Source organism: Candidatus Kosakonia sp. 282A-S69 (assembly GCF_029433855.1).
Classification (GTDB): Bacteria; Pseudomonadota; Gammaproteobacteria; order Enterobacterales; family Enterobacteriaceae; genus Kosakonia; species Kosakonia cowanii_A.
In genome coordinates this window covers 2,432,943-2,452,857 of the sequence record NZ_JAROAU010000003.1, presented here as the reverse complement: position 1 = coordinate 2,452,857, position 19,915 = coordinate 2,432,943, and the positions used below count along the sequence as shown (strand labels likewise).

Here is a 19,915-nt window from a genome sequence, read left to right as displayed (position 1 = left end):
AGGAGCAGATGCCGGATGGCGCGTAAACGCTTATCCGGCCTGCGGGATCGTTCTGCTTGTGTAGGCCGGATAAGGCGCAGCCGCCATCCGGCATTTTTTTACCTGAATGACCACGCCGTTGCCGGCTCGCCGTTAATCACTAACCGGCGCTTTTCGCCGGCGGGCAAGGTAATATCCAGCGTCTGCCATGCCGGGCGATAATCGCCGCGCGCGGTAATCTCCAGATGGATCGTCTCGCTGTCGCAGACCATCTCCCAGCTTAACCACAGCGCATTCCCCTCTTTATAACCCCACGACTCGCCATCATCCTCAAACAGCAGGCCGCTGGAATGCCCGGTGCCTTTCAGCGGGAAGAGTTGCAGTTCGCGGAAGGTATCGCTTTTCGCCTCCACATGACGAATGCGGTCGCTTAGCGGTAGACCGGCACCGGCGCGTACCAGCAGCGGCAGCTTCTCCAGCGGCGCATCCAGCGTCACCCACTGACCTGGCGCATACCACGTCCCGGTATAAAAATCGTACCAGCCGCTCTCATTGGCAGGCAGCCAGAGCGCGCGCTCGCGCTGGCCCGGCTCAACGACGCTGGCCACCAGCAGATCGCGTCCGAGCAGGAAGTCGTCGCACTCCTCGAAGGTCTGCGCATCGTGCTCATGATCGAGGAAGGTCGGGCGCAGCATCGGTTCGTCATCGGCATGCGCCTGCCACAGCAGGGTATAAAGGTAGGGCAGCAGGCGGTAGCGCAGCTCAATGGCGCTGCGGATCGCCGGCGTTACCGCCGGGTACATCCACGGCTCGTTTACCGTCTGGTCATCATTCCACGAGTGGATCGTAAAACGCGGATGCATCACGCCGTTTTGCACCCAGCGCACAAACAGTTCGGCATCCGGTTTATCGCCGGAGAAGCCGCCGACATCGTGTCCGACGTTATAGAGGCCGGACAAACTCATCCCCAGACCCATGCGGGTGTTATAGCGCAGCGTCTGCCAGTTAGTGCAGTTATCGCCGCTCCAGGTCTGCACATAACGCTGCATCCCGGCGCAGCCGGAGCGGGAGATGAGATAGGGGCGTTTATCCGGCGCGAAACGCTGCTGCGCTTCCATCGAGGCGCGCATCATTAATAGCGGCATCACCGGGCGGATATGTTTGATGGCGATCTCCTGACCAAAGCCCGCGCAGCGCGCTTCGCCATCCCACACTTCGAACTCGTTATTATCATTCCAGGTGGAGTCGATACCCATCTCCAGCAGTTGTTTGGTCACGCCTTGCTGCCACCAGGCGATGGTCTGCGGGTTAGTGAAATCGAGATGCGAGCCCTCATCATCCCAGAAGCTGGAGCGCTCCGGCCCAGGACTCTCCGAATCGCGGATAAACAGCCCTCGCTCTGCCACTTCCTGGTAGCGCGGGTGATCCTGCAACAGACAGGGTTTGATATTGGCCGCCAGTTTCAGCCCGGCATCGTGAAACGCCTGGCTCATCACCTTCGGCTGCGGCACTTTGTCGTAGTTCCAGTTAAAGACGTAGCGTTTGCCATTGATTGAGGTGTAACCCGACGAGAGCTGGAACGAGTCGCAGGGGATCGCATGCTCTTCACACAGTCGGATAAAGTTCATCAGCTGGTTTTGCGCATCCGGCGCATCGGTGTAGTGCATGGTTGAGCCGCTGTAGCCGAGGCTCCACTTCGGCCCGAAGAGGGTTTTGCCCGTCAGGCGCACAAAGGCTTTGGTGACATCCAGCGCGCGCGCGCCGGTAAAGATGTAGTAATCGATATCGCCCGCTTCCGCCTGCCAGCGGCGATATGCAGTGTGGTAGTTATCGATCTCATTGCCAAGATCCAGCCAGCAGCTGCTGAGGTTGTCATAAAACAGCCCGTAGCTGACATCATCCCGGCGGGTGAGGGTGAAGGGGACATGTTTATAGAGCGGGTCGGTGCTCGCCGCGTTGTAGCCCATTGCATCAAGGTTGCGCATCTCGTAACGCTGGCCGGTGCGCTGCAGGTTGCCCGCTTTCTCGCCAAGGCCGTAAAAACGCTCCTCCTTTTTACGGCTGAGGTAGTGCGCTACGCCGTCGCCGTGAGCATTCATTTGATAAGCGCTGGTCGGGCGATCGCCTGCCAGCCACTGCCACTCGCCCGCTTCATTACGGTAGTGCCACTCCAGCCATAACGGTTGATGCACTGTCACACGCAGTTCCGCGCTCTCAACGGTCAGCGCCTCCTGCTGCTGCTCAAGCTTCCACGCGGGCAGGCTAAAACCGCTCAGATCTTCACGGCTGCGCCCCTCCCACGGCACATCCTCGTTTGGCGCGATGCTCCAGGTACGCGCCAGCGCCAGCTCGCCCTTGCGCTTAATCAGCACGCGAAACAGGTTCGCTTCCAGCACATAGAGGCAGAGCGTATGTTGCCCGTCAATCAGTAGCTCAAGGTGATGAGCGCTCTGTTTTTGTAACGTCCAGTTCTTCAGCGTTTTCATAGCAGACTTCCACAATCAGGCGCGTTTTGCGCGACGTTCAGCAATAAATGCCACCAGGAAAATAGCGCCAATCAGGTCAAAGAAACCCATGGCAATAAACAGCGGGTTGAAGCCAATCTTATCGGCGGTGACGCCAATCAGCAGTGAGAAGAGGAAGCTGGCGATCCATGCCGCCGAGCCGCGCATGCCATTGACGGTCGCCATCTGACCTTTGTCGAACGACTCAACCACCAGCGCGCTCAACATGCAGGAGATGATCTGGTGACCGAAGCCGCCGATGGAGATCAGCACAATGGTGATATAGGGATCGCGGGTGATCGCAACGATAGCCAGCGAGATCATCAGGAACGCGCCGGTCAGGGAACTGGCGACCACCGAGTTGACGCGCGAGCAGCCAAACCAGCGGGTATAGAGTTTGGTGAGATAGCCGCTTGCGACGCTGCCGAGATCGGCGGCGAGGAAGGGGAGCCAGGCGAACATCGCAATCTGTTTCAAATCCATGCCGTGCTCTTTCGCCAGATAGAGCGGTACCCAGAAGCTCAGCACCGCCCAGGCCGGTTCTGCCATAAAGGCCGGTATGGCGATGCCGTAGAAGCGTCTGTTTTTGGAGACGGTTTTCAGCGCGGTGAGGAAGGGGAGTTTTACCGCTGGCGGCTCATTATCCTGCTGAATAAAGGCCAGCTCTTCGCGGCTCAGATTCGGGTGCTTGTCCGGGTTGTGATAGAACGCCCACCACAAAATTACCCACAGCAGCGCCAGCACGCCGGTAAACATAAATGCCCCCTGCCAGCCAAACGAGGCGTGGGCGAAGTAGATGATCGGCGGTGCCAGCATTGCGCCAATGGAGAACCCGACGCCCGCCCAGCCTGCGGCGATCGGACGCTCCGATTTCGGGAACCACTCGCCGATGGTTTTGGCGTTAGCGGGCGTGGCCGCCGCTTCCGATGCGCCCATGGTGAAGCGCAAAATCGCCAGATGGAGCCAGCTGCCCGCGCCAGCGTGGAACATACAGGCCAGCGCCCAGATAATCGCGCAGATCATAAAGCCGAGTTTCAGGCCGATCACATCAATTAACCAGCCACACAGCGGCTGGAACAGGGTATACGCCAGCTGGAAAGCGCCGACAATCCAGGAATATTGTTCAGTGGTAATACCGAGGCTGGTTTTCAGTTCCGGTGCCAGGATGCCCAGCGAGTTACGGGTGATGTAGTTCACCGTCACGCCAAACAGAAACAGTACCAGCATCCACCAGCGTAATTTTTTAAAGATTCGGCGGCTGCTTGTGGCCGCCACCTCGTTGTTAATCCCCTGGCTCATGGTGTTCTCCGCTCATCGTTTTGTAGGGACGTTGCGTTATCGCGGCTTGGCAGAAGTTGTTATACCGACAGGCGCACGTGATGATTTTTTTCTTGGTTTTTGTCTTAAGAACACACACAACTAGTATGGAAGTTGTATGACACATTTACCGTAGGGGAGAAAAAAGCGCGGCTAAAGCCGATTTTGTGCAAGGATTCTCATCAATCAGCGAAATAGTGCGGCAAACTGCAATTGAAGCCATAAATATCAGGCTGTAGGCGCTATGCAATTTTTCCCATTTCACAAACGGAGCAAGATCACAGAATGGATAAAAAGCTCAAAATCAGCGAAATTGCCCGGCGCACTAACCTGTCGACCAGCACCGTCTCGCGGGTGCTGGCAGGAAAAGCGAACACCAGCGAAAAAGCGCGCGCAGCGGTGCTGACCTGCGCCCGTGAACTGGGGGTAATGGAGGGGATTGCCGCCGGACGGCTGCTGCTCAATAACCTGCTTGTTTTTGCGCCGCAGCGCGCTTTTGATGAGCGTTCCGATATCTTCTACTACCGTGTGATTCAGAGCATCAATAAAGCGCTGGAGCCTCACGATGTACGGCTGCGCTACTGCGCGCTGGAGGAGCTGGACAGCGACGCCAATGAGTTTCTGGCGCGCATGAACGCGGCAGAGACCCAGGCGGCGATCCTGCTCGGCATTGACGATACCCATATTCACGAACTGGCGGCGGATATCGGCAAACCCTGTGTGCTGATCAACTGCCGCGATGCGCGTATGCGCCTGCCCTCGATTGCGCCGGATCACCGCACCATCGGCGAGTTTGCCGCCCGCTATCTCTTTGATATGGGTCACCGCGATGTGGTCAATGTGATGTGCCTGCGCCGTTACACCATGGATCTGCGTCTCGCTGGCATTAAAGCGGCGTGGCAGCAGCAGAACCTGCGTTTTAACAGCAAACGGGATCTCATCACCGTACCGAGTTTTAGCGCCAAAGAGGCGGCGATGCGGGTGGGGGAGTGGTTGGACGATGCGGCGAACAAAACGCCGCCGACCGCATTTCTGGTAAGTGGCGATTTTATGGCGCAGGGGACGGTGCAGGCCCTGTTGCAGCGTGGCCTGCGTGTGCCGCAGGATGTGTCGGTGATGAGCATCGACGCCTTTAACCTCGCGGCAATCCAGGATGTGCCGCTCACCGCAGTGCACGTCCCGCGTGATGAACTCGGCGCAGAAGCGGTGCAGTTGTTGCAGCAGCGCCTGATTCGCCCGCAGGCACCGACCGGCTCGCTGCTGCTAAACGGCACGCTTGCCGTGCGCGAGTCGGTGCGGCGGATACGTCCGGGACAGCGACGCACCGCCGTCGCCGGCGACGGGCTGTATGATGCTTAACTCGCCATCCCCAGCGCGCGCTTACCGTGCGCGTTCAAATCGGCGAGCGTAAAGCGGCCTGACCAGTCGCGCTCATAATCTTCACGCGGAAAATCGCCGGGCGAGGTGCCTTGTTCCAGCGCAACCTTCACCGTGCGGGCATAGGCAAGGTTCTTCTCACACAGCGGCGCGGCGGGGATATACATCACATTGCCCCAGCCCTGCTGGTTTTCCACCGGCGCGACCGAGTGGATCACATCGCAGTGCCACCAGACAGAATCGCCCGCCTCAAGCGGAGGAATGCTGCTCAGGGCTTCCATCAGCAGCGGGTGCCAGGTCTCTGAGACCGGCAGCACGCGGCCGGGGGCGACGCCACACAGCTCATCTTCCGGGACATCGTCCAGCAGCGGGCGCAGCAGAATGTAGGCCATCGCTTCCGGGATCGGCACCACGTGCAGCAGCCCCTGACCGGCAATCATCTCCGACAGCGCTGTCCATCCCTGGAAGGTGCGAAACACCGAACATTTGGTGGTGTTCTCAACCGTGTACTCCTCCACCTCGGTGCGGTGCGCCGCATCCCACGGATCGTACCGATCCAGATTGCCGCTAAAGACGCTGGCAAAGACGCGCTGATAGGCCGGCAGTAACCAGCGCTCCAGCGCGCCGGAATCCGTATGCGCGCCCAGCCCTTTCGAGGTCGTGCCGGGCGGGCGGCGGCGAATACGATCCGGGTAGATGACGCTGACATCAGGGTTGAACCACGTGTGCCCCTCGCTCTCAAATCTCCACAGCCGGTTGAGGAACGATTGTGCGGCCGCCATCTCATCGCTCTGGCGCGCCTGCATCTGCGCCTGCGACCAGTAGATCGGGTAGATCTCCGGGCGTGAGGCTTCCAGCGTGCCGAAGAAGCTGTCGCCAGGGCCTTTATAGACCTCATCAAAACGGTTTTCCGCGAGATAGTCGAGCATCGCGCGATCCCAGCCCAGCGCCCGCTCGCGCGGGAAATGGTTTTTGATCACCACACAGCCGCGACGTTTGATCAGCGCGCGCTGCGCTTCGGTCACGCGCCCGGCGGCGATGTCGGCATAGTCCAGCTGCGGCCAGACGGACTCGCCGCGTGCTTTTATCGCCTTGATCTCCTCCACGCGCGCGGAAATACGCGCGCTGAGCGTCGCGAACAGCTGTTGTACATCGCCAATTTGTGCGCGCAGCGTCTGTTTCATCTGGCGGATGGCGGCGTGGTGATCGGCAGGAAGCGTTTCATAAGAAGACGTCATAAGGCACCCATTTCTTTCATTCGAAAGTTTTAAGATTACAAATGACAATCTAAGTTAAAAATAAGTTAATGCAAGTTTAAAAACTTGATGAATTGCACAAAGCGGGAAAAGGGGGGAAGAGCCTGCCGACGCCGGGGCGTCGGCAGAGGGATTAGCGGTCGAACGGGGCGGTGTTATCCAGCACGGCCTGAATCACATTCAGCACGCCGTGGCGATTATTGTCATCGGTCTGGTGACGGGCGATAGCTTTAATGGCGTCAGTGGCATTGCCCATGGCGAAGGAGTAGTCGGTCATGCGCAGCATCTCGGCGTCGTTTCCGCTATCACCCAGCGTCACACACATCTGTGGGGAGAGGTTCCAGCGTTTGAGCAGGCGTGAAATACCGTTCGCTTTATGCAGGCCAGGGATAATCAGATCAACAAAGCCGAAGCCGCTGGTCACCGGTTTCATAATCCCGTCGAGCGAGGTGTGCAGTTCATCGACCAGCGCCGGGATCTCGCTGTCCGGCAGGTTGAGGGAGAATTTAAACAGTGTATCGTCAATCTGCGTGAAGTCGCGCACCGGCTTTAAGCGGTGGTAGTGCTCTGCCATCAGATCGACAAACTGCTGCGGCGCTGCCTCGTTGATATAGGCGCTCTCCAGCCCGCAGGCGACAAAGTTCAGCCCACCGCCTTTTAACAGCTCGCCCATCACCACCTGGGATTCGTGGCGGGTCAGTTCCCCGTGGAACAGCTGTTGCCCGTGTTCGTAGACCAGCGCACCGTTTTCGGCGACAAAGGAGATGCGATCTTTAAGCTCCGGGAAGAAGGAGATAAGCTGGTAGTACTGGTTGCCGCTGGCAACCACGAATTCGATATTGCGCTGCTGAAGTTGCTCGAATTGCGCCATGAACCGCGTGCGATCGTACTTTTTGGCGTCATCAAGGAAAGTTCCGTCCATATCAGTGACGATAACTTTGACGGTCATATATAGCGCTCCTGAATGTCATTACGAGGAGCAACATTCTAGAGAGAATGAGACCTGAAGCACAAATTTTATTTCATTCGAAAGTTTACCCGTCCTCTTTCGAGCCGCTGGTGGGTTGGCTGCGGTGGCTTACCCCGGTCATAGATTTTTTGTTAACTCCCGGGGAGGCGGCCACCTTGCCGCCGTCCTGCAATTCGAAATAGTGGGTTAAAGCGTAATGGTTTCTCACCCTAACATCACAACGTATGTTCGGTGCGGGCAATAATATCGTCCTGCGCATCCGGCGACAGGGCGGTGAAAAACGCCGAATAGCCAGCGACGCGCACCACCAAATCACGGTACTGGTCCGGGTGCTGCTTCGCGGCAAGCAGCGTCTCGCGCGAGACAATGTTGTACTGAATATGCCACCCCTTATGCACCTCAAAAAAAGTACGCAGCAGCGCCATCAGCTTCTGCCGGTCGCCGTCGTTCTCAAGCGTCGAGGGATTCAGCTTCTGATTAAGCAGCACTCCGCCGAGGATCGCCTCAACCGGCAGTTTGCCGACGGAGTTGATCACCGCCGTTGGCCCAAGATGGTCGGTGCCGGACGCCGGGCTTGCGCCCTCTGCCAGCGGCGTATGCGCTTTGCGCCCGTCCGGCGTGGCCATCGTTGCCGCGCCAAACGGCACGTTGGCAGAGATCGACGACGTTCCGGCATAATATTTGCCGCCAATCGGCCCGCGCCCGTAACGCGGGTTACGGTACTGCTTCAGCTCGTCGATATAAGTTTGATACGCGCGTACCAGCAGGGCATCAACGCGCTCATCATCATTGCCATATTTCGGCGCGCTGTTGATGAGCCGCTGGCGGAGCTGTTCATGGCTCAGACCGTCGAAATTCGTCGCCAGCGCCTCTGCCAGCTGCTGCTGGCCGATAAGGCCCTGCTCAAATACCAGCTTTTTCACCGCCGCGAGGCTGTTACCGAGATTAGCGATGCCGACCTGTAGGCCGGAGACCCAGTCATACTTCGCGCCGCCCTGTTTGATGCTCTTCGCCCGCTCAATGCAGTCGTCGACCAGCGCCGAGCAGAGAATATCCGGCACGTTCTCCTCCAGCATGGTGTCAACAACATACTCAATCTCAATCGATTTGCGCGTGTAGTAGCGGATCTGCCTGTCCCATGCCTGCATCACCTCCTCAAAGTGACGGAAGTTTCCTGCCGACAGCGCCTCGTTTTGCGCGAGGAAAACCTCGCCGCTGGTGGCGTCGCGCCCGCCCTCCAGCGCCGCCAGCATCACGCGGGCGGAGTTGATAAAGCTCATGCCGGTGCAGCGGTAGCCCCATTTGCCGCCGACGGCGGTTTCGATACAGCCAATCGCCGCATAGTCGTAAGCATCGGCAGGCTCCACACCGAGCGCGATAAACGCCGGAATGACAATCTCGTCGTTATTAAACGCCGGCATGCCGAACCCGCAGCGGATCACCTGCACACAGGCCTTGAGAAAATCGTCACTTATCCCGGCGTGATAACGCACGCTGAGGTTAGGCTGAGTGGAGCGCAACCGCCCGCAGGATTCGAGGATGGCGTAAGAGAGCGGGTTAACCGCATCGCGGATCTGACCGTTGTGCCACACCTGCCCGCCGATGGTCACATTCTGGTAAAGCGGGCTGCCCGCCGAGGCTTTCGAGTGGCTACCGGAGCGGATTTTGTTCACCTCCAGCAGTTTCAGCCAGCAGCTCTGCAACAGCTCAATGGCTTGCTCGCGCCCAAGGGTCTGCTGCAATTCCACATCGCGACGCCAGAAGGGGTAGAGATACTGATCCATTCTGCCAAACGACACCGAATGGCCGTTGGATTCAATCTGCAACAGCAGCTGGATGAAGTAGCAGAGTTGCAGCGCCTGCCAGAAGGTGCGCGGCGGCTGGTGGGCGATAAGCTGGCAGTTCTCAGCGATGGCCAGCAGTTCATCGCGGCGGCTTTCGCGCGACTCCTCTGCCGCCATGGTGCGCGCAAGTTCAGCAAAACGCACAATATGCAGGCTGACCGCCTCAAGCACGATATCAATCGCCTTCAGGAACTGCTCGCCGTGCAGGTCCGCCAGCTGCGTCAAATCAATACGTGTGCGGCGCTCGCGCACCTGCTCACGCAGGCCATCCAGCCCCTTCTCCAGCAGCAGCGGGAAGTTCACCGCCAGGTGCGCATCGCCGGAGGTCATATTGCCTTCGGCTTTGATGATGCCGCTCGCCAGCAGGGCTTTTTGCTCGTCGGTAAACATGCCGTAGCAGCGATCCTGTACCGTCTGGCCGCGCCACCACGGGCAGACCTGATGCAGTACGCGCTTATTCGCTTCGCTGACTGCAAAGCCCGCGCCGGGGCGATCCGCCAGTTCATCCATCTCTTTTTCAATCCACGAGACCGTGTACTCCGGGAAGATTGGCGCGGCGCGCACCTCGCTTGCCTGGTTGCCGATAATCAACTCGTCATGTTTGATCCAGATAGTGCGCTGTGCCAGGTGATGGGCTAACGCCAGCGCGCGACGCACCGGCAGCGGCTTGTCCATGTGCTGCTGATAAATCTGCGTATAGTGCAGCGCGCGTTCGGTGCAGACTGGCGGTTTTACCATCGAGATCAGCGCCTGTTTATGCGCGCGGATGCGCTCAGGCAGCGTGTTAAGTTGCAACAGGGTCATGGTCTTATCCTCGCAGTGTTGTCGCCAGACCTTTCTGGCGGGCAAACGCCGCGGCGTACGCCAGCAGTTCAGGGTCGTCGAGCGGCTTTTCAGGGGCGGCACAGGTTTCGCCGAGCAGTGCAAACTTCTGCATGCCCAGCGTGTGATAGGGCAGAAAATGGATCTCGCCGACGCGCAATTGGTCGGCGGCAAAGGTGGTGATGGCGTTAATCGAGGCTCTGTCGGCGTTAAAGCCGGGGATCAGCGGCACGCGAATAATCATCTTTTTCCCGGCGCGGGCGAGGCGTTGCAGATTATCGAGCACGCGCGCGGCGGATCCGCGCGTCCAGACGCGAAAGGTCTCCTCATTGACATGTTTAAGATCGGCGAGAAAGAGATCTACCCACGGCAGGGAGGGCTCGATATAGCGCCACGGTACGTGCAGGCAGGTCTCTACCGCGGTATGGATACCGTGCTGGTGGCTTTCACGCAGCAGCGCCTGCGACAGTTCGGGGTGCATAAAGGGTTCGCCGCCGGAGAGAGTCACGCCGCCGCCGCTGCGATCGTAAAAGGGCTGGTCGCGCAGCACCGTTGCCACGATCTCCGCCACGGATTTCACCTCGCCACAGACGCTCAATGCGTCTGTCGGGCAGCACCCGGTGAGGGCATCAAGCACTTCATCGGTAAGCTTTTCACGCTGGATCAGTAGAGCGTTTTGCGCCCGTTCAATCACCGCAGGCGCAGCGCGCTGGCATAAGTCGCAGCCCGCAAGGCAGAGGCGGGGGTCAAACAGCAGGTCACGGGTGCGGGCGCGGCTCTCCGGGTTCTGGCACCAGCGGCAGCGCAGCGGGCACCCTTTCAGAAACACCACGGTGCGGATGCCGGGGCCGTCATGGGTTGAGTAGCGCTGAATATTGAAAATCATCGGACATCTCCATGCTCTTCATATGGAGATTAAATAACTTTCGAATGAAAGTTGCTGTGATAAGGGTCGCGGTTTACGCTTTGTGTCAAAAGGGCAGCACCGGGTGGCGCTGCGCTTACCCGGCCTACACTTTTGCCCACGGCAATACGCAGGCCGGATAAGGCGTTTACGCCGCCAACCGGCAATTAAGCTGCGGGCGTTGCGCCATCGCCGCACACTTCACACTGCGGGTTGCGCATAAGCTTCATCTCGCGGAACTGGCACTGCATCGCATCGTACATCACGATCTTGCCTGCGGCGGGCGTGCCGTAATGGGTTAACACCTTGATCGCCTCCATCGCCTGCATCGATCCGATGACGCCGACCAGCGGTGCCATTACGCCCGCTTCCACGCAGGTCAGCGCATTCTCACCAAACAGGCGGCTCAGACAGCGGTAGCAGGGCGCGCCCGCAGCCCAGGTGAAGACGCTGATCTGGCCTTCCATGCGGATCGCCGCGCCGGAGACCAGCGGCACTTTATGCTGAAAACAGCCGGCGTTGAGCTGGTTGCGTATCGCCACATTGTCAGTGCAGTCCAGCACCAGATCGTGCCCGGCAATCTGTGCAAACAGCGCCGCTTCATCGAGCAGCGCGTTGAGAGTGACATATTCGACGTGCGGGTTGATGCGCAGCAGCGATTCGCGGGCAGAGTCCACTTTGGCACGATCAATATCCGCATCGCTGTGCAGCGTCTGGCGCTGCAGGTTGGAGAGTGCCACCGTGTCGAAATCGAGCAGCGTCATCATGCCCGCGCCCGCCGCCGCCAGATATTGCGCCGCCGCGCAGCCAAGGCCGCCAAGCCCGACCACCAGCACGCGCGCGGTTTTTAACCGCTCCTGGCCCTCAAAATCGAACCCGCGCAGAGTGATCTGCCGGTTGTAGCGCATCATCTCGCTGTCGCTGAGCTCTTCTGCCATCGTTAGCCTCCGAAGAGATGGTTAAACATCTCCACATCCACCCATTCGCCCGCGGCCACGTTGCCACGCTCGCGCTCGAGCACCACAAAGCAGTTGCCCTGGCTGAAGGAGCTGAAAATATGCGAGCCCTGATGGCCGGTCGTGCGCACTTCAAGCGTGCCATCTTCGCCGCGGCTGACAATCCCACGCTGGAAATCGAGACGCCCCGGCGACTTTTTCAGACCACCGATAACGCGGGCGCGAAAACGCAGTGGCGTAACGTCTGCACAATTGCCGCTCAGTTTCGCCAGCAGCGGCAGCACCAGCTGATAGAAGGTTAATGTGGCAGAGACCGGGTTGCCCGGCAGGCCGCAGAACCAGCTGTTTGTAAGCTTGCCGAACGCAAAAGGTTTACCCGGTTTGATCGCCAGCTTCCAGAAGGCGATTTCACCCAGCTCATCAAGAATGGTTTTGGTGTAATCCGCTTCGCCCACCGACACGCCGCCGGTGCTGATCACCACGTCCGCCTGGCTGTCGGCGGCGATAAAGGTGTCGCGCAGTTTCTGCGGATCGTCCGGCACAATCCCGAGGTTAATCACCTCATAACCAAGCTGTGCCAGCATCAGATGAACCGACAGACGGTTAGTGTCGTAAATCTGCCCGTCAGCCAGCGGCTGGCCCGGCAGTTGCAGCTCGTCACCGGTGGAGAAGAGCGCCACGCGCAACTTGCGCACCACGTTCACTTCGGCGATACCGAGCGAGGCGAGTACCGGCAGTTCGGCGGCGGTCAGTTTGGTGCCCGCAGTAAAGACGCTGGCGCCTTTGGCAATATCCTCCCCCGCACGGCGAATGTTCTGGTTAGCGCGCACCTCGGCGGTAAAGCGGATACCGTCACCGGACTGCTCCGTCTGCTCCTGCATCACCACCGCCTCGCAGCCCGCGGGGATCGGCGCGCCGGTCATAATGCGTATGCAGGTGCCTTGCGGCCACTCACCGCTGAAGGGCTGTCCGGCAAAGGCTTTGCCCGCCACCGGCAGCGCGTTGCCGCCATTGAGATCGGCCAGGCGCACGGCGTAGCCGTCCATCGCCGAGTTATCGAAGCCGGGGACATTCAGCGGGGAGATAATATCTTGCGCGACTACGCGGCCAAAACAGGCGAGCAGTGGCAGAGTTTCGTGCTCAGTGAGCGGTGAAATGCGTGACAGCATTTTCGACAGCGCCGTCTCCAGCGAGATCAGGCCATTTGCAGATTCCATAATTTCTATCCAGTCAACGCGAGAAGCGGCCATTATGGCAGAAAAGGGGAAGGGTCAATATGACTTGCGTCTACCCCATTGTTATCACATTGCTTTACATCGTTGTAACGACTTCCTATATTCAGAAATCGTCTTTCGCGCATACAGCTATCGCAGAAAAGGAGAGTGGGGTGTCGCAAGGCTTTGAACCAGAGGCGGACGTGGTTCTTGACGTCAGCAATCTGAATATCGCATTTAGCCATGAGAAGCAGCTTACCCCGGTGGTACGTAACCTCTCTTTTAATCTGAAACGGGGCGAAACGCTGGCCATTGTCGGTGAATCCGGCTCCGGGAAGTCGGTCACCGCGCTTTCGCTGCTTAAGCTGATTGAGCAGGCGGGCGGAGAAGTGAACTGCGACCATATCTGCCTGACACGGCGCAACCACCAGAAGGTCGATATTAACAAGCTCTCCTCCTCGCAGATGCGCAGCGTGCGCGGGGCAGATATCGCGATGATTTTCCAGGAGCCGATGACCTCGCTTAACCCGGTTTTCCCGGTCGGTGAGCAGATTGCCGAGTCGATTCGCCTCCACCAGAAGCTGGGGCGCGAGCAGGCGATGAGCGAGGCGCGGCGCATGCTTGACCTGGTGCGTATTCCCGAAGCGCAATCCATTCTCTCCAGTTTTCCCCATCAGCTCTCCGGCGGCATGCGCCAGCGGGTGATGATCGCCATGGCGCTCTCCTGTCGCCCGGCGGTGCTGATTGCCGATGAGCCGACCACCGCGCTGGATGTCACTATTCAGGCGCAGATTTTGCAGCTTATCGCCGTGCTGCAAAAAGAGATGTCGATGGGGGTGATCTTTATTACCCATGACATGGGCGTGGTGGCAGATATCGCCGATCGCGTGCTGGTGATGAATCAGGGCGAAGCGGTGGAGAGCGGTAGCGTCGAGCGCGTCTTCCGCGATCCGCAGCACCCCTATACCAAAGCGCTGCTGGCGGCGGTGCCGAAGCTCGGGGCGATGAACGGCAGCGATCTGCCGCGCCGCTTCCCGCTGATCTCGGTGAAAAACCCGCAGCTGCAGGAGCCGGAAACGGAGCAGGATACCGTGGTACCCGGGGAGCCGATTTTGCAGGTTCGCGACCTGGTGGCGCGCTTCCCCCTGCGCGGCGGCTTGCTTAATCGCATCACCAAAGAGGTGCATGCAGTGGAGGGCATCAGCTTCGATCTCTGGCCCGGCGAAACGCTGGCGATTGTCGGTGAATCGGGCAGCGGAAAATCGACCACCGGACGTGCGCTGCTGCGGCTGGTGGAGAGCCAGGGCGGGTCGATCACCTTTAACGGCGAGCGTATCGATACCTTGCCCGATCATAAGATGAAGCTGGTGCGCCGCGATATTCAGTTTATTTTTCAGGACCCTTACGCCTCGCTCGACCCGCGTCAGACGGTGGGCGATTCGATTATTGAGCCGCTGCGCGTGCACAATCTTCTGGGCAAAGCGGAAGCACACCAGCGCGTGGAGTGGCTGCTGGAGCGCGTCGGGCTGAAGCCGGAGCACGCCTGGCGCTATCCGCACGAGTTTTCCGGCGGCCAGCGCCAGCGCATCTGCATTGCCCGCGCGCTGGCGCTGAACCCGCGCGTGGTGGTGGCCGATGAGTCCGTCTCGGCGCTGGATGTCTCGATTCGTGCGCAGATCATCAATTTGCTGCTCGATCTGCAGCGCGAGCTGGGTATCGCGTTTCTCTTTATCTCCCATGATATGGCGGTCGTGGAGCGGATCAGCCACCGTGTTGCGGTGATGTATCTCGGGCAGATTGTTGAGATCGGCCCGCGCCGCGCGGTGTTTGAAAACCCGCAGCACCCCTATACCCGCAAGCTAATGTCGGCGGTGCCGGTGGCCGATCCTGCCCACCAGCCGCCGCAGCGGGTGCTCTTATCCGATGATATGCCGAGCAATATTCGTAAACGCGGTGAAACCATGCAGCGTGTACAGCTGCAAAATGTGGGGCCGGGTCACTTCGTCGCCAGAACGACGCCCGGCAGCACGCAGTCGCGTTTTTAGTTGATCACAGACAGGGTTTTTCAGGAGAGCAGCATGACAGAGAGCATTTCCCGACACTGGCGGGCCGTTGCAGGCGTGGTTGTCGCGCTGACCGTCCTCCCGGCATTTGCCGCGAAAGATGTGGTGGTAGCGGTCGGTTCCAACTTCACCACTCTCGATCCCTATGACGCCAATGACACGCTCTCGCAGGCGGTGGCAAAGTCCTTCTATCAGGGGCTGTTTGGCCTCGATAAAGAGATGAAGCTGGTCAACGTGCTGGCAGAGAGTTATGCCGTCTCCGACGATGGGCTGGTCTACACCATCAAGCTGCGCAAAGGGGTCAAGTTTCAGGATGGGACCGATTTCAACGCCGAAGCGGTGAAAGCGAACCTCGACCGCGCCAGCAACCCGGCGAACAGCCTTAAGCGCTATAACCTCTATAAAAACATCGCCAGCACCGAGGCGGTTGATGAGAGCATGGTGAAGATCACCCTCAAGCAGCCTTTCTCGGCGTTTATCAATATTCTGGCTCACCCGGCGTCGGCGATGATTTCGCCTGCGGCGCTGAAAAAATATGGCAAAGAGATCGGGTTCCACCCGGTCGGTACCGGCCCCTATACGCTGGAAGCGTGGAACCAGACCGATTTTGTGAAGGTGAAAAAGTTTGCCGGTTACTGGCAGCAGGGATTACCTAAGCTGGACTCTATTACCTGGCGCCCGGTGGTGGATAACAACACCCGCGCGGCGATGCTGCAGACCGGCGAGGCGCAGTTCGCCTTTCCGATCCCCTATGAGCAGGCGGCGGTGCTGAAACGCAACAGTAAGCTGGAGCTGGTTGCCAGCCCGTCGATTATGCAGCGCTACATCAGCATGAACGTGACGCAAAAGCCGTTCGACAACCCGAAAGTACGCGAGGCGATCAACTACGCCATTAACCGCCAGGCGCTGGTGAAAGTGGCGTTTGCCGGTTTTGCCGTGCCTGCGACCGGCGTGCTGCCGCCGACCATTGCCTATTCGCAGAGCTACCAACCCTGGCCGTACGATCCGGCCAGGGCGCGCGAGCTGCTGAAAGAGGCGGGCTATCCGCAGGGCTTCACCACCACGCTCTGGTCTTCCCATAATCACAGTACCGCGCAGAAGGTGCTGCAGTTTACCCAGCAGCAGCTGGCGCAGGTAGGGATTAAAGTGCAGGTCACGGCGATGGATGCCGGGCAGCGCGCGGCGGAAGTGGAAGCGAAAGGGCAGAAGCAGAGCGGGGTGCGGATGTTCTATACCGGCTGGACCTCCTCCACCGGCGAAGCAGACTGGGCGCTCTCGCCGCTGTTTGCCTCATGGAACTGGCCGCCCACGCAGTTCAACACCGCCTTCTACAGCAACCCGCAGGTGGATAAAGATCTGGCTGACGCGCTGAAGACGACCAGCACAGATGAAAAAGCACGTCTCTATAAAGAGGCGCAGGATATCCTCTGGAAAGAGTCGCCGTGGGTGCCGCTGGTGGTTGAGAAGCTGGTTTCCGCCCATAACAAAAAGCTGACCGGTTTTTACATCATGCCGGATACCGGCTTTAGTTTTGATAACGCTGATTTGCAATAGATAACTCACGCCGCCCTGCAGGAGAGGGGGCGGCGTGAGGGAATATGAGATGCTGAATTATATTATTAAACGCTTGCTGGGGCTGATTCCGACGCTGCTGATTGTGGCCGTGCTGGTGTTTCTGTTTGTCCACCTGCTGCCGGGCGATCCGGCCCGCCTGATTGCCGGGCCGGAAGCGGACGCCGAGGTGATTGAACTGGTGCGTCGACAGCTCGGGCTGGATCAGCCGCTGTGGGTGCAGTTCTGGCACTATGTTACCAACGTGCTGCAGGGGGATTTCGGCGTGTCGATGGCGTCGCGCCGTCCGGTGGTGGAAGAGATCGCCAGCCGTTTTATGCCGACTCTCCTGCTCACCCTCACCAGCATGCTGTGGGCGATGTTTTTTGGGCTGGGCGCGGGTATCGCCGCCGCCGTGTGGCGCAACCGTTGGCCCGATCATCTGGGGATGGCGGTGGCGGTCACGGGGCTTTCATTCCCGGCCTTTGCGCTGGGGATGCTGCTGATGCAGATCTTCTCCGTCGAGCTGGGCTGGCTGCCGACCGTTGGCGCGGATAGCTGGCGACACTACATATTGCCCTCGCTGACCCTTGGCGCGGCGGTGGCGGCGGTGATGGCGCGCTTTACCCGCGCTTCGTTCGTGGAGGTGCTCAATGAGGACTATATGCGCACCGCGCGGGCAAAAGGGGTCAGTGAAAAGTGGGTGATCCTCAAGCACGGCCTGCGCAATGCGATGATCCCGGTGGTGACGATGATGGGGCTGCAGTTTGGCTTCCTGCTCGGTGGATCGATTGTGGTGGAGAAGGTCTTCAACTGGCCGGGGCTCGGGCGTTTGCTGGTCGACTCGGTTGAGATGCGCGACTACCCGGTGATTCAGGCGGAAGTGCTGCTCTTCTCGCTGGAGTTTATTCTTATCAACTTAGTGGTGGATGTGCTCTACGCCGCCCTTAATCCCGCTATCAGGTATAAGTAAGGATGCGATTGTTAAACTGGCGTCGACAGGCGATTTTAAATGCCATGCCCACGGTGAAACCGGGGCATGTGCGCACTCCGTGGCACGAGTTCTGGCGGCGCTTCTGCCGTCAGCCCGTGGCCATGACCGCCGGGCTGTTTGTCCTGCTGCTGATCCTGCTGGCGGTGATTGCGCCATGGATCGCCCCGTTTGATGCGGAGAACTACTTCGATTATGACCGGCTGAACGAGGGGCCATCGCTGGTGCACTGGTTCGGCGTCGATTCGCTCGGGCGCGATATCTTCAGCCGTGTGCTGGTGGGCGCACAGATCTCGCTGGCAGCCGGTGTCTTCGCGGTGCTGATTGGCGCGGCGATCGGCACGGTGCTGGGGCTGCTGGCGGGCTACTACGAAGGGTGGTGGGATCGCATCATTATGCGCATCTGCGATGTGCTGTTCGCCTTTCCCGGTATTCTGCTGGCGATTGCCGTGGTTGCGGTGATGGGCAGCGGTATGGCGAATGTGATTATTGCCGTCGCGGTCTTTTCCGTACCGGCATTTGCCCGGCTGGTGCGCGGCAATACACTGGTGCTGAAACAGCAAACCTTTATCGAGTCGGCGCGCAGCATCGGTGCCAGCGATGCGGTGATCCTCTTCCACCATATTCTGCCGGGCACGGTCTCCTCCATCGTGGTCTATTTCACCATGCGTATTGGCACCTCGATTATCTCGGCGGCCAGTCTCTCATTTCTTGGACTTGGCGCGCAGCCGCCGACGCCGGAGTGGGGCGCGATGCTCAACGAAGCGCGGGCAGATATGGTGATCGCCCCGCATGTGGCGCTCTTCCCGTCGCTGGCGATTTTCGTCACGGTACTGGCCTTTAACCTGCTGGGAGACGGGCTGCGCGACGCGCTGGACCCGAAAATCAAGGGGTGAGGCGCTCTGTTCGGAGTCGATAAAACGAAAGCGAGCCACATTTAATTTGAGATGAGCGTTAACGAAGGGGAGTGAGGCAGAAGTTTATTCAGAGAGAAGGTCCGCTTTGCGTAAGGAGCGGACGTTTAATTTCTTAGACTTCCGGCTAAATAGCGACCTCCCTCGAAGCAGACCGGGTCTGACCTCATTACCAGAGTGTTCCGGCTTAGGTCTGGATCTATTCAAAATCGCTACAGATTTCAGTGCAAAAATTCAGAAAGGCTTCGACAGCTGCTGGTGCCAGACGACGTGATGGGCGGGCAACATATAGCGGGTAGGTCTCGCCTGGCCATTCCGGAAAAAGCTCTATCAGCTTTCCGTCCGCTATCAGCTGCGCCACGCTCAGAGAGAGCACCTGCGCAATGCCGGTGCCGCTCACACAAGCCTGTACCATAAGATCGACATCTGTCGTAGTCAGATGTCCTTGTGTCGCTACTGACAGACGCTCCCTGCCACGTCTAAATTCCCACCCGAACGGCTTACCGCTGCGCGGATCAATGTACTGAATGCATTCATGCCGAGTGAGATCTTCGGGATGTTTTGGCCGACCATGCTGCCCCAGATATGCAGGTGCTGCCACTGTCAGCACGCGCGTATTCAGCAGCAGCTTTGATGTAATGGTGGAGGGCAGTTGGGGGCCGAAGCGAACCGCAATATCAATCCCTTCGTTGACCAGATCGCCGACATCCGGTTGCTGTACCACCGTCAGCGTCAGATCCGGATGGCGCTGGCGCAACAGCGGCATTTTCGGTGCCAGAATGTAGCGGGCGAAGATGGGATTCACGCTGACGCGCAATGCTCCCCGCACCGCCACGGCAGCACCTGAGACATAGCTCGCAGCTACCTCAATGCCTTCCAGATGCGGCGCGGCGCGTTCATATAAAGCTCTGCCTTCGCTCGTCAGGTTCAGGGTGCGTGTAGTGCGGTTCAGCAGGCGCACACCGAGCCGCTCTTCAAGCCGGTCTATGGATCGGCTGACGCCGGAAGCAGATAGCCCCAGCACCTCACCAGCGCGGCTAAAATTGCCAGCTTCCACAACAGCGGCCAGCACACTTAGTCCAGACAGAAGTCTTCCGTCAAAACTCATACGAATCCACCTTTGATTTTTAGCAAATATAATTTGAATGAAACTACCTTTATCAAAGATGGTGCGCAACCTATTGTGTCGTCCACATCGTTGCGACTCGCAGTTTACCTGGCTCTGGCCGGGTAATTCCGCAACGAATGGCACC

14 protein-coding genes are annotated in these 19,915 nt (G+C 59.0%); 5 read left to right on the top strand and 9 right to left on the bottom strand.

Annotated features, from left to right (window positions below; all coding sequences use genetic code 11):
- Positions 1-98: 98 nt before the first annotated feature.
- Positions 99-2,465: a glycoside hydrolase family 31 protein gene (locus tag PU683_RS17275; RefSeq protein WP_277173631.1), complete on the bottom strand. Its 2,367-nt coding sequence runs from the start codon at positions 2,463-2,465 to the stop codon at positions 99-101.
- A gap of 15 nt (positions 2,466-2,480) precedes the next feature.
- Positions 2,481-3,782 (bottom strand): MFS transporter, encoded by a 1,302-nt coding sequence (locus PU683_RS17270; RefSeq protein WP_277173630.1) that lies wholly within the window; start codon positions 3,780-3,782, stop codon positions 2,481-2,483.
- Between the two features lie 303 nt (positions 3,783-4,085).
- On the opposite strand from PU683_RS17270, the gene PU683_RS17265 reads away from it, so the two are divergent.
- Positions 4,086-5,159: a LacI family DNA-binding transcriptional regulator gene (locus tag PU683_RS17265; RefSeq protein WP_277173628.1), complete on the top strand. Its 1,074-nt coding sequence runs from the start codon at positions 4,086-4,088 to the stop codon at positions 5,157-5,159.
- On the opposite strand, the gene PU683_RS17260 is transcribed toward PU683_RS17265, so the two are convergent.
- From PU683_RS17260 to moeA, 6 genes are all read right to left on the bottom strand, one after another.
- Positions 5,156-6,415: a DUF1479 domain-containing protein gene (locus PU683_RS17260; RefSeq protein ID WP_277173626.1), complete on the bottom strand. Its 1,260-nt coding sequence runs from the start codon at positions 6,413-6,415 to the stop codon at positions 5,156-5,158. The two genes, PU683_RS17265 and PU683_RS17260, sit on opposite strands and share 4 nt — an antisense overlap.
- A gap of 151 nt (positions 6,416-6,566) precedes the next feature.
- Positions 6,567-7,382: a Cof-type HAD-IIB family hydrolase gene (locus PU683_RS17255; RefSeq protein WP_277173624.1), complete on the bottom strand. Its 816-nt coding sequence runs from the start codon at positions 7,380-7,382 to the stop codon at positions 6,567-6,569.
- A 236-nt stretch (positions 7,383-7,618) separates the two neighbouring features.
- A complete protein-coding gene (locus PU683_RS17250) occupies positions 7,619-10,051 on the bottom strand; it encodes a formate C-acetyltransferase/glycerol dehydratase family glycyl radical enzyme (RefSeq protein ID WP_277173622.1) in 2,433 nt (810 codons plus the stop codon).
- A gap of 4 nt (positions 10,052-10,055) precedes the next feature.
- Positions 10,056-10,955, bottom strand: a complete 900-nt coding sequence (locus tag PU683_RS17245) for a glycyl-radical enzyme activating protein (protein ID WP_277173620.1) — start codon at positions 10,953-10,955, stop codon at positions 10,056-10,058.
- Between the two features lie 185 nt (positions 10,956-11,140).
- Entirely contained in the window at positions 11,141-11,911 is a 771-nt protein-coding gene (gene moeB, locus PU683_RS17240; protein ID WP_277173618.1) for a molybdopterin-synthase adenylyltransferase MoeB, read from the bottom strand.
- A 2-nt stretch (positions 11,912-11,913) separates the two neighbouring features.
- The gene (gene moeA, locus PU683_RS17235; RefSeq protein ID WP_277173616.1) at positions 11,914-13,146 is read right to left on the bottom strand and encodes a molybdopterin molybdotransferase MoeA; all 1,233 of its coding nucleotides are present in this window, start codon (positions 13,144-13,146) and stop codon (positions 11,914-11,916) included.
- A gap of 170 nt (positions 13,147-13,316) precedes the next feature.
- Here moeA and gsiA point away from each other — a divergent pair, with 170 nt between their 5' ends.
- Genes gsiA through gsiD form a run of 4 tightly spaced genes read left to right on the top strand, consistent with a single transcriptional unit; the run spans position 13,317 to position 18,644 of the window.
- Positions 13,317-15,188, top strand: coding sequence for a glutathione ABC transporter ATP-binding protein GsiA (gene gsiA, locus PU683_RS17230; RefSeq protein WP_277173614.1), 1,872 nt, complete (start codon positions 13,317-13,319; stop codon positions 15,186-15,188).
- 33 nt (positions 15,189-15,221) lie between these two features.
- Positions 15,222-16,760 (top strand): glutathione ABC transporter substrate-binding protein GsiB, encoded by a 1,539-nt coding sequence (gsiB, locus tag PU683_RS17225; protein WP_277173612.1) that lies wholly within the window; start codon positions 15,222-15,224, stop codon positions 16,758-16,760.
- Positions 16,761-16,809: 49 nt separating this feature from the next.
- On the top strand, positions 16,810-17,730 hold the full coding sequence (gsiC, locus tag PU683_RS17220; protein ID WP_277173610.1) for a glutathione ABC transporter permease GsiC: 921 nt from the start codon (positions 16,810-16,812) through the stop codon (positions 17,728-17,730).
- 2 nt (positions 17,731-17,732) lie between these two features.
- Positions 17,733-18,644 (top strand): glutathione ABC transporter permease GsiD, encoded by a 912-nt coding sequence (gsiD, locus tag PU683_RS17215; RefSeq protein ID WP_034813897.1) that lies wholly within the window; start codon positions 17,733-17,735, stop codon positions 18,642-18,644.
- A gap of 217 nt (positions 18,645-18,861) precedes the next feature.
- Here gsiD and PU683_RS17210 read toward each other — a convergent pair whose 3' ends face one another.
- Entirely contained in the window at positions 18,862-19,770 is a 909-nt protein-coding gene (locus tag PU683_RS17210) for a LysR family transcriptional regulator (RefSeq protein WP_277173607.1), read from the bottom strand.
- Positions 19,771-19,915 lie beyond the last annotated feature (145 nt).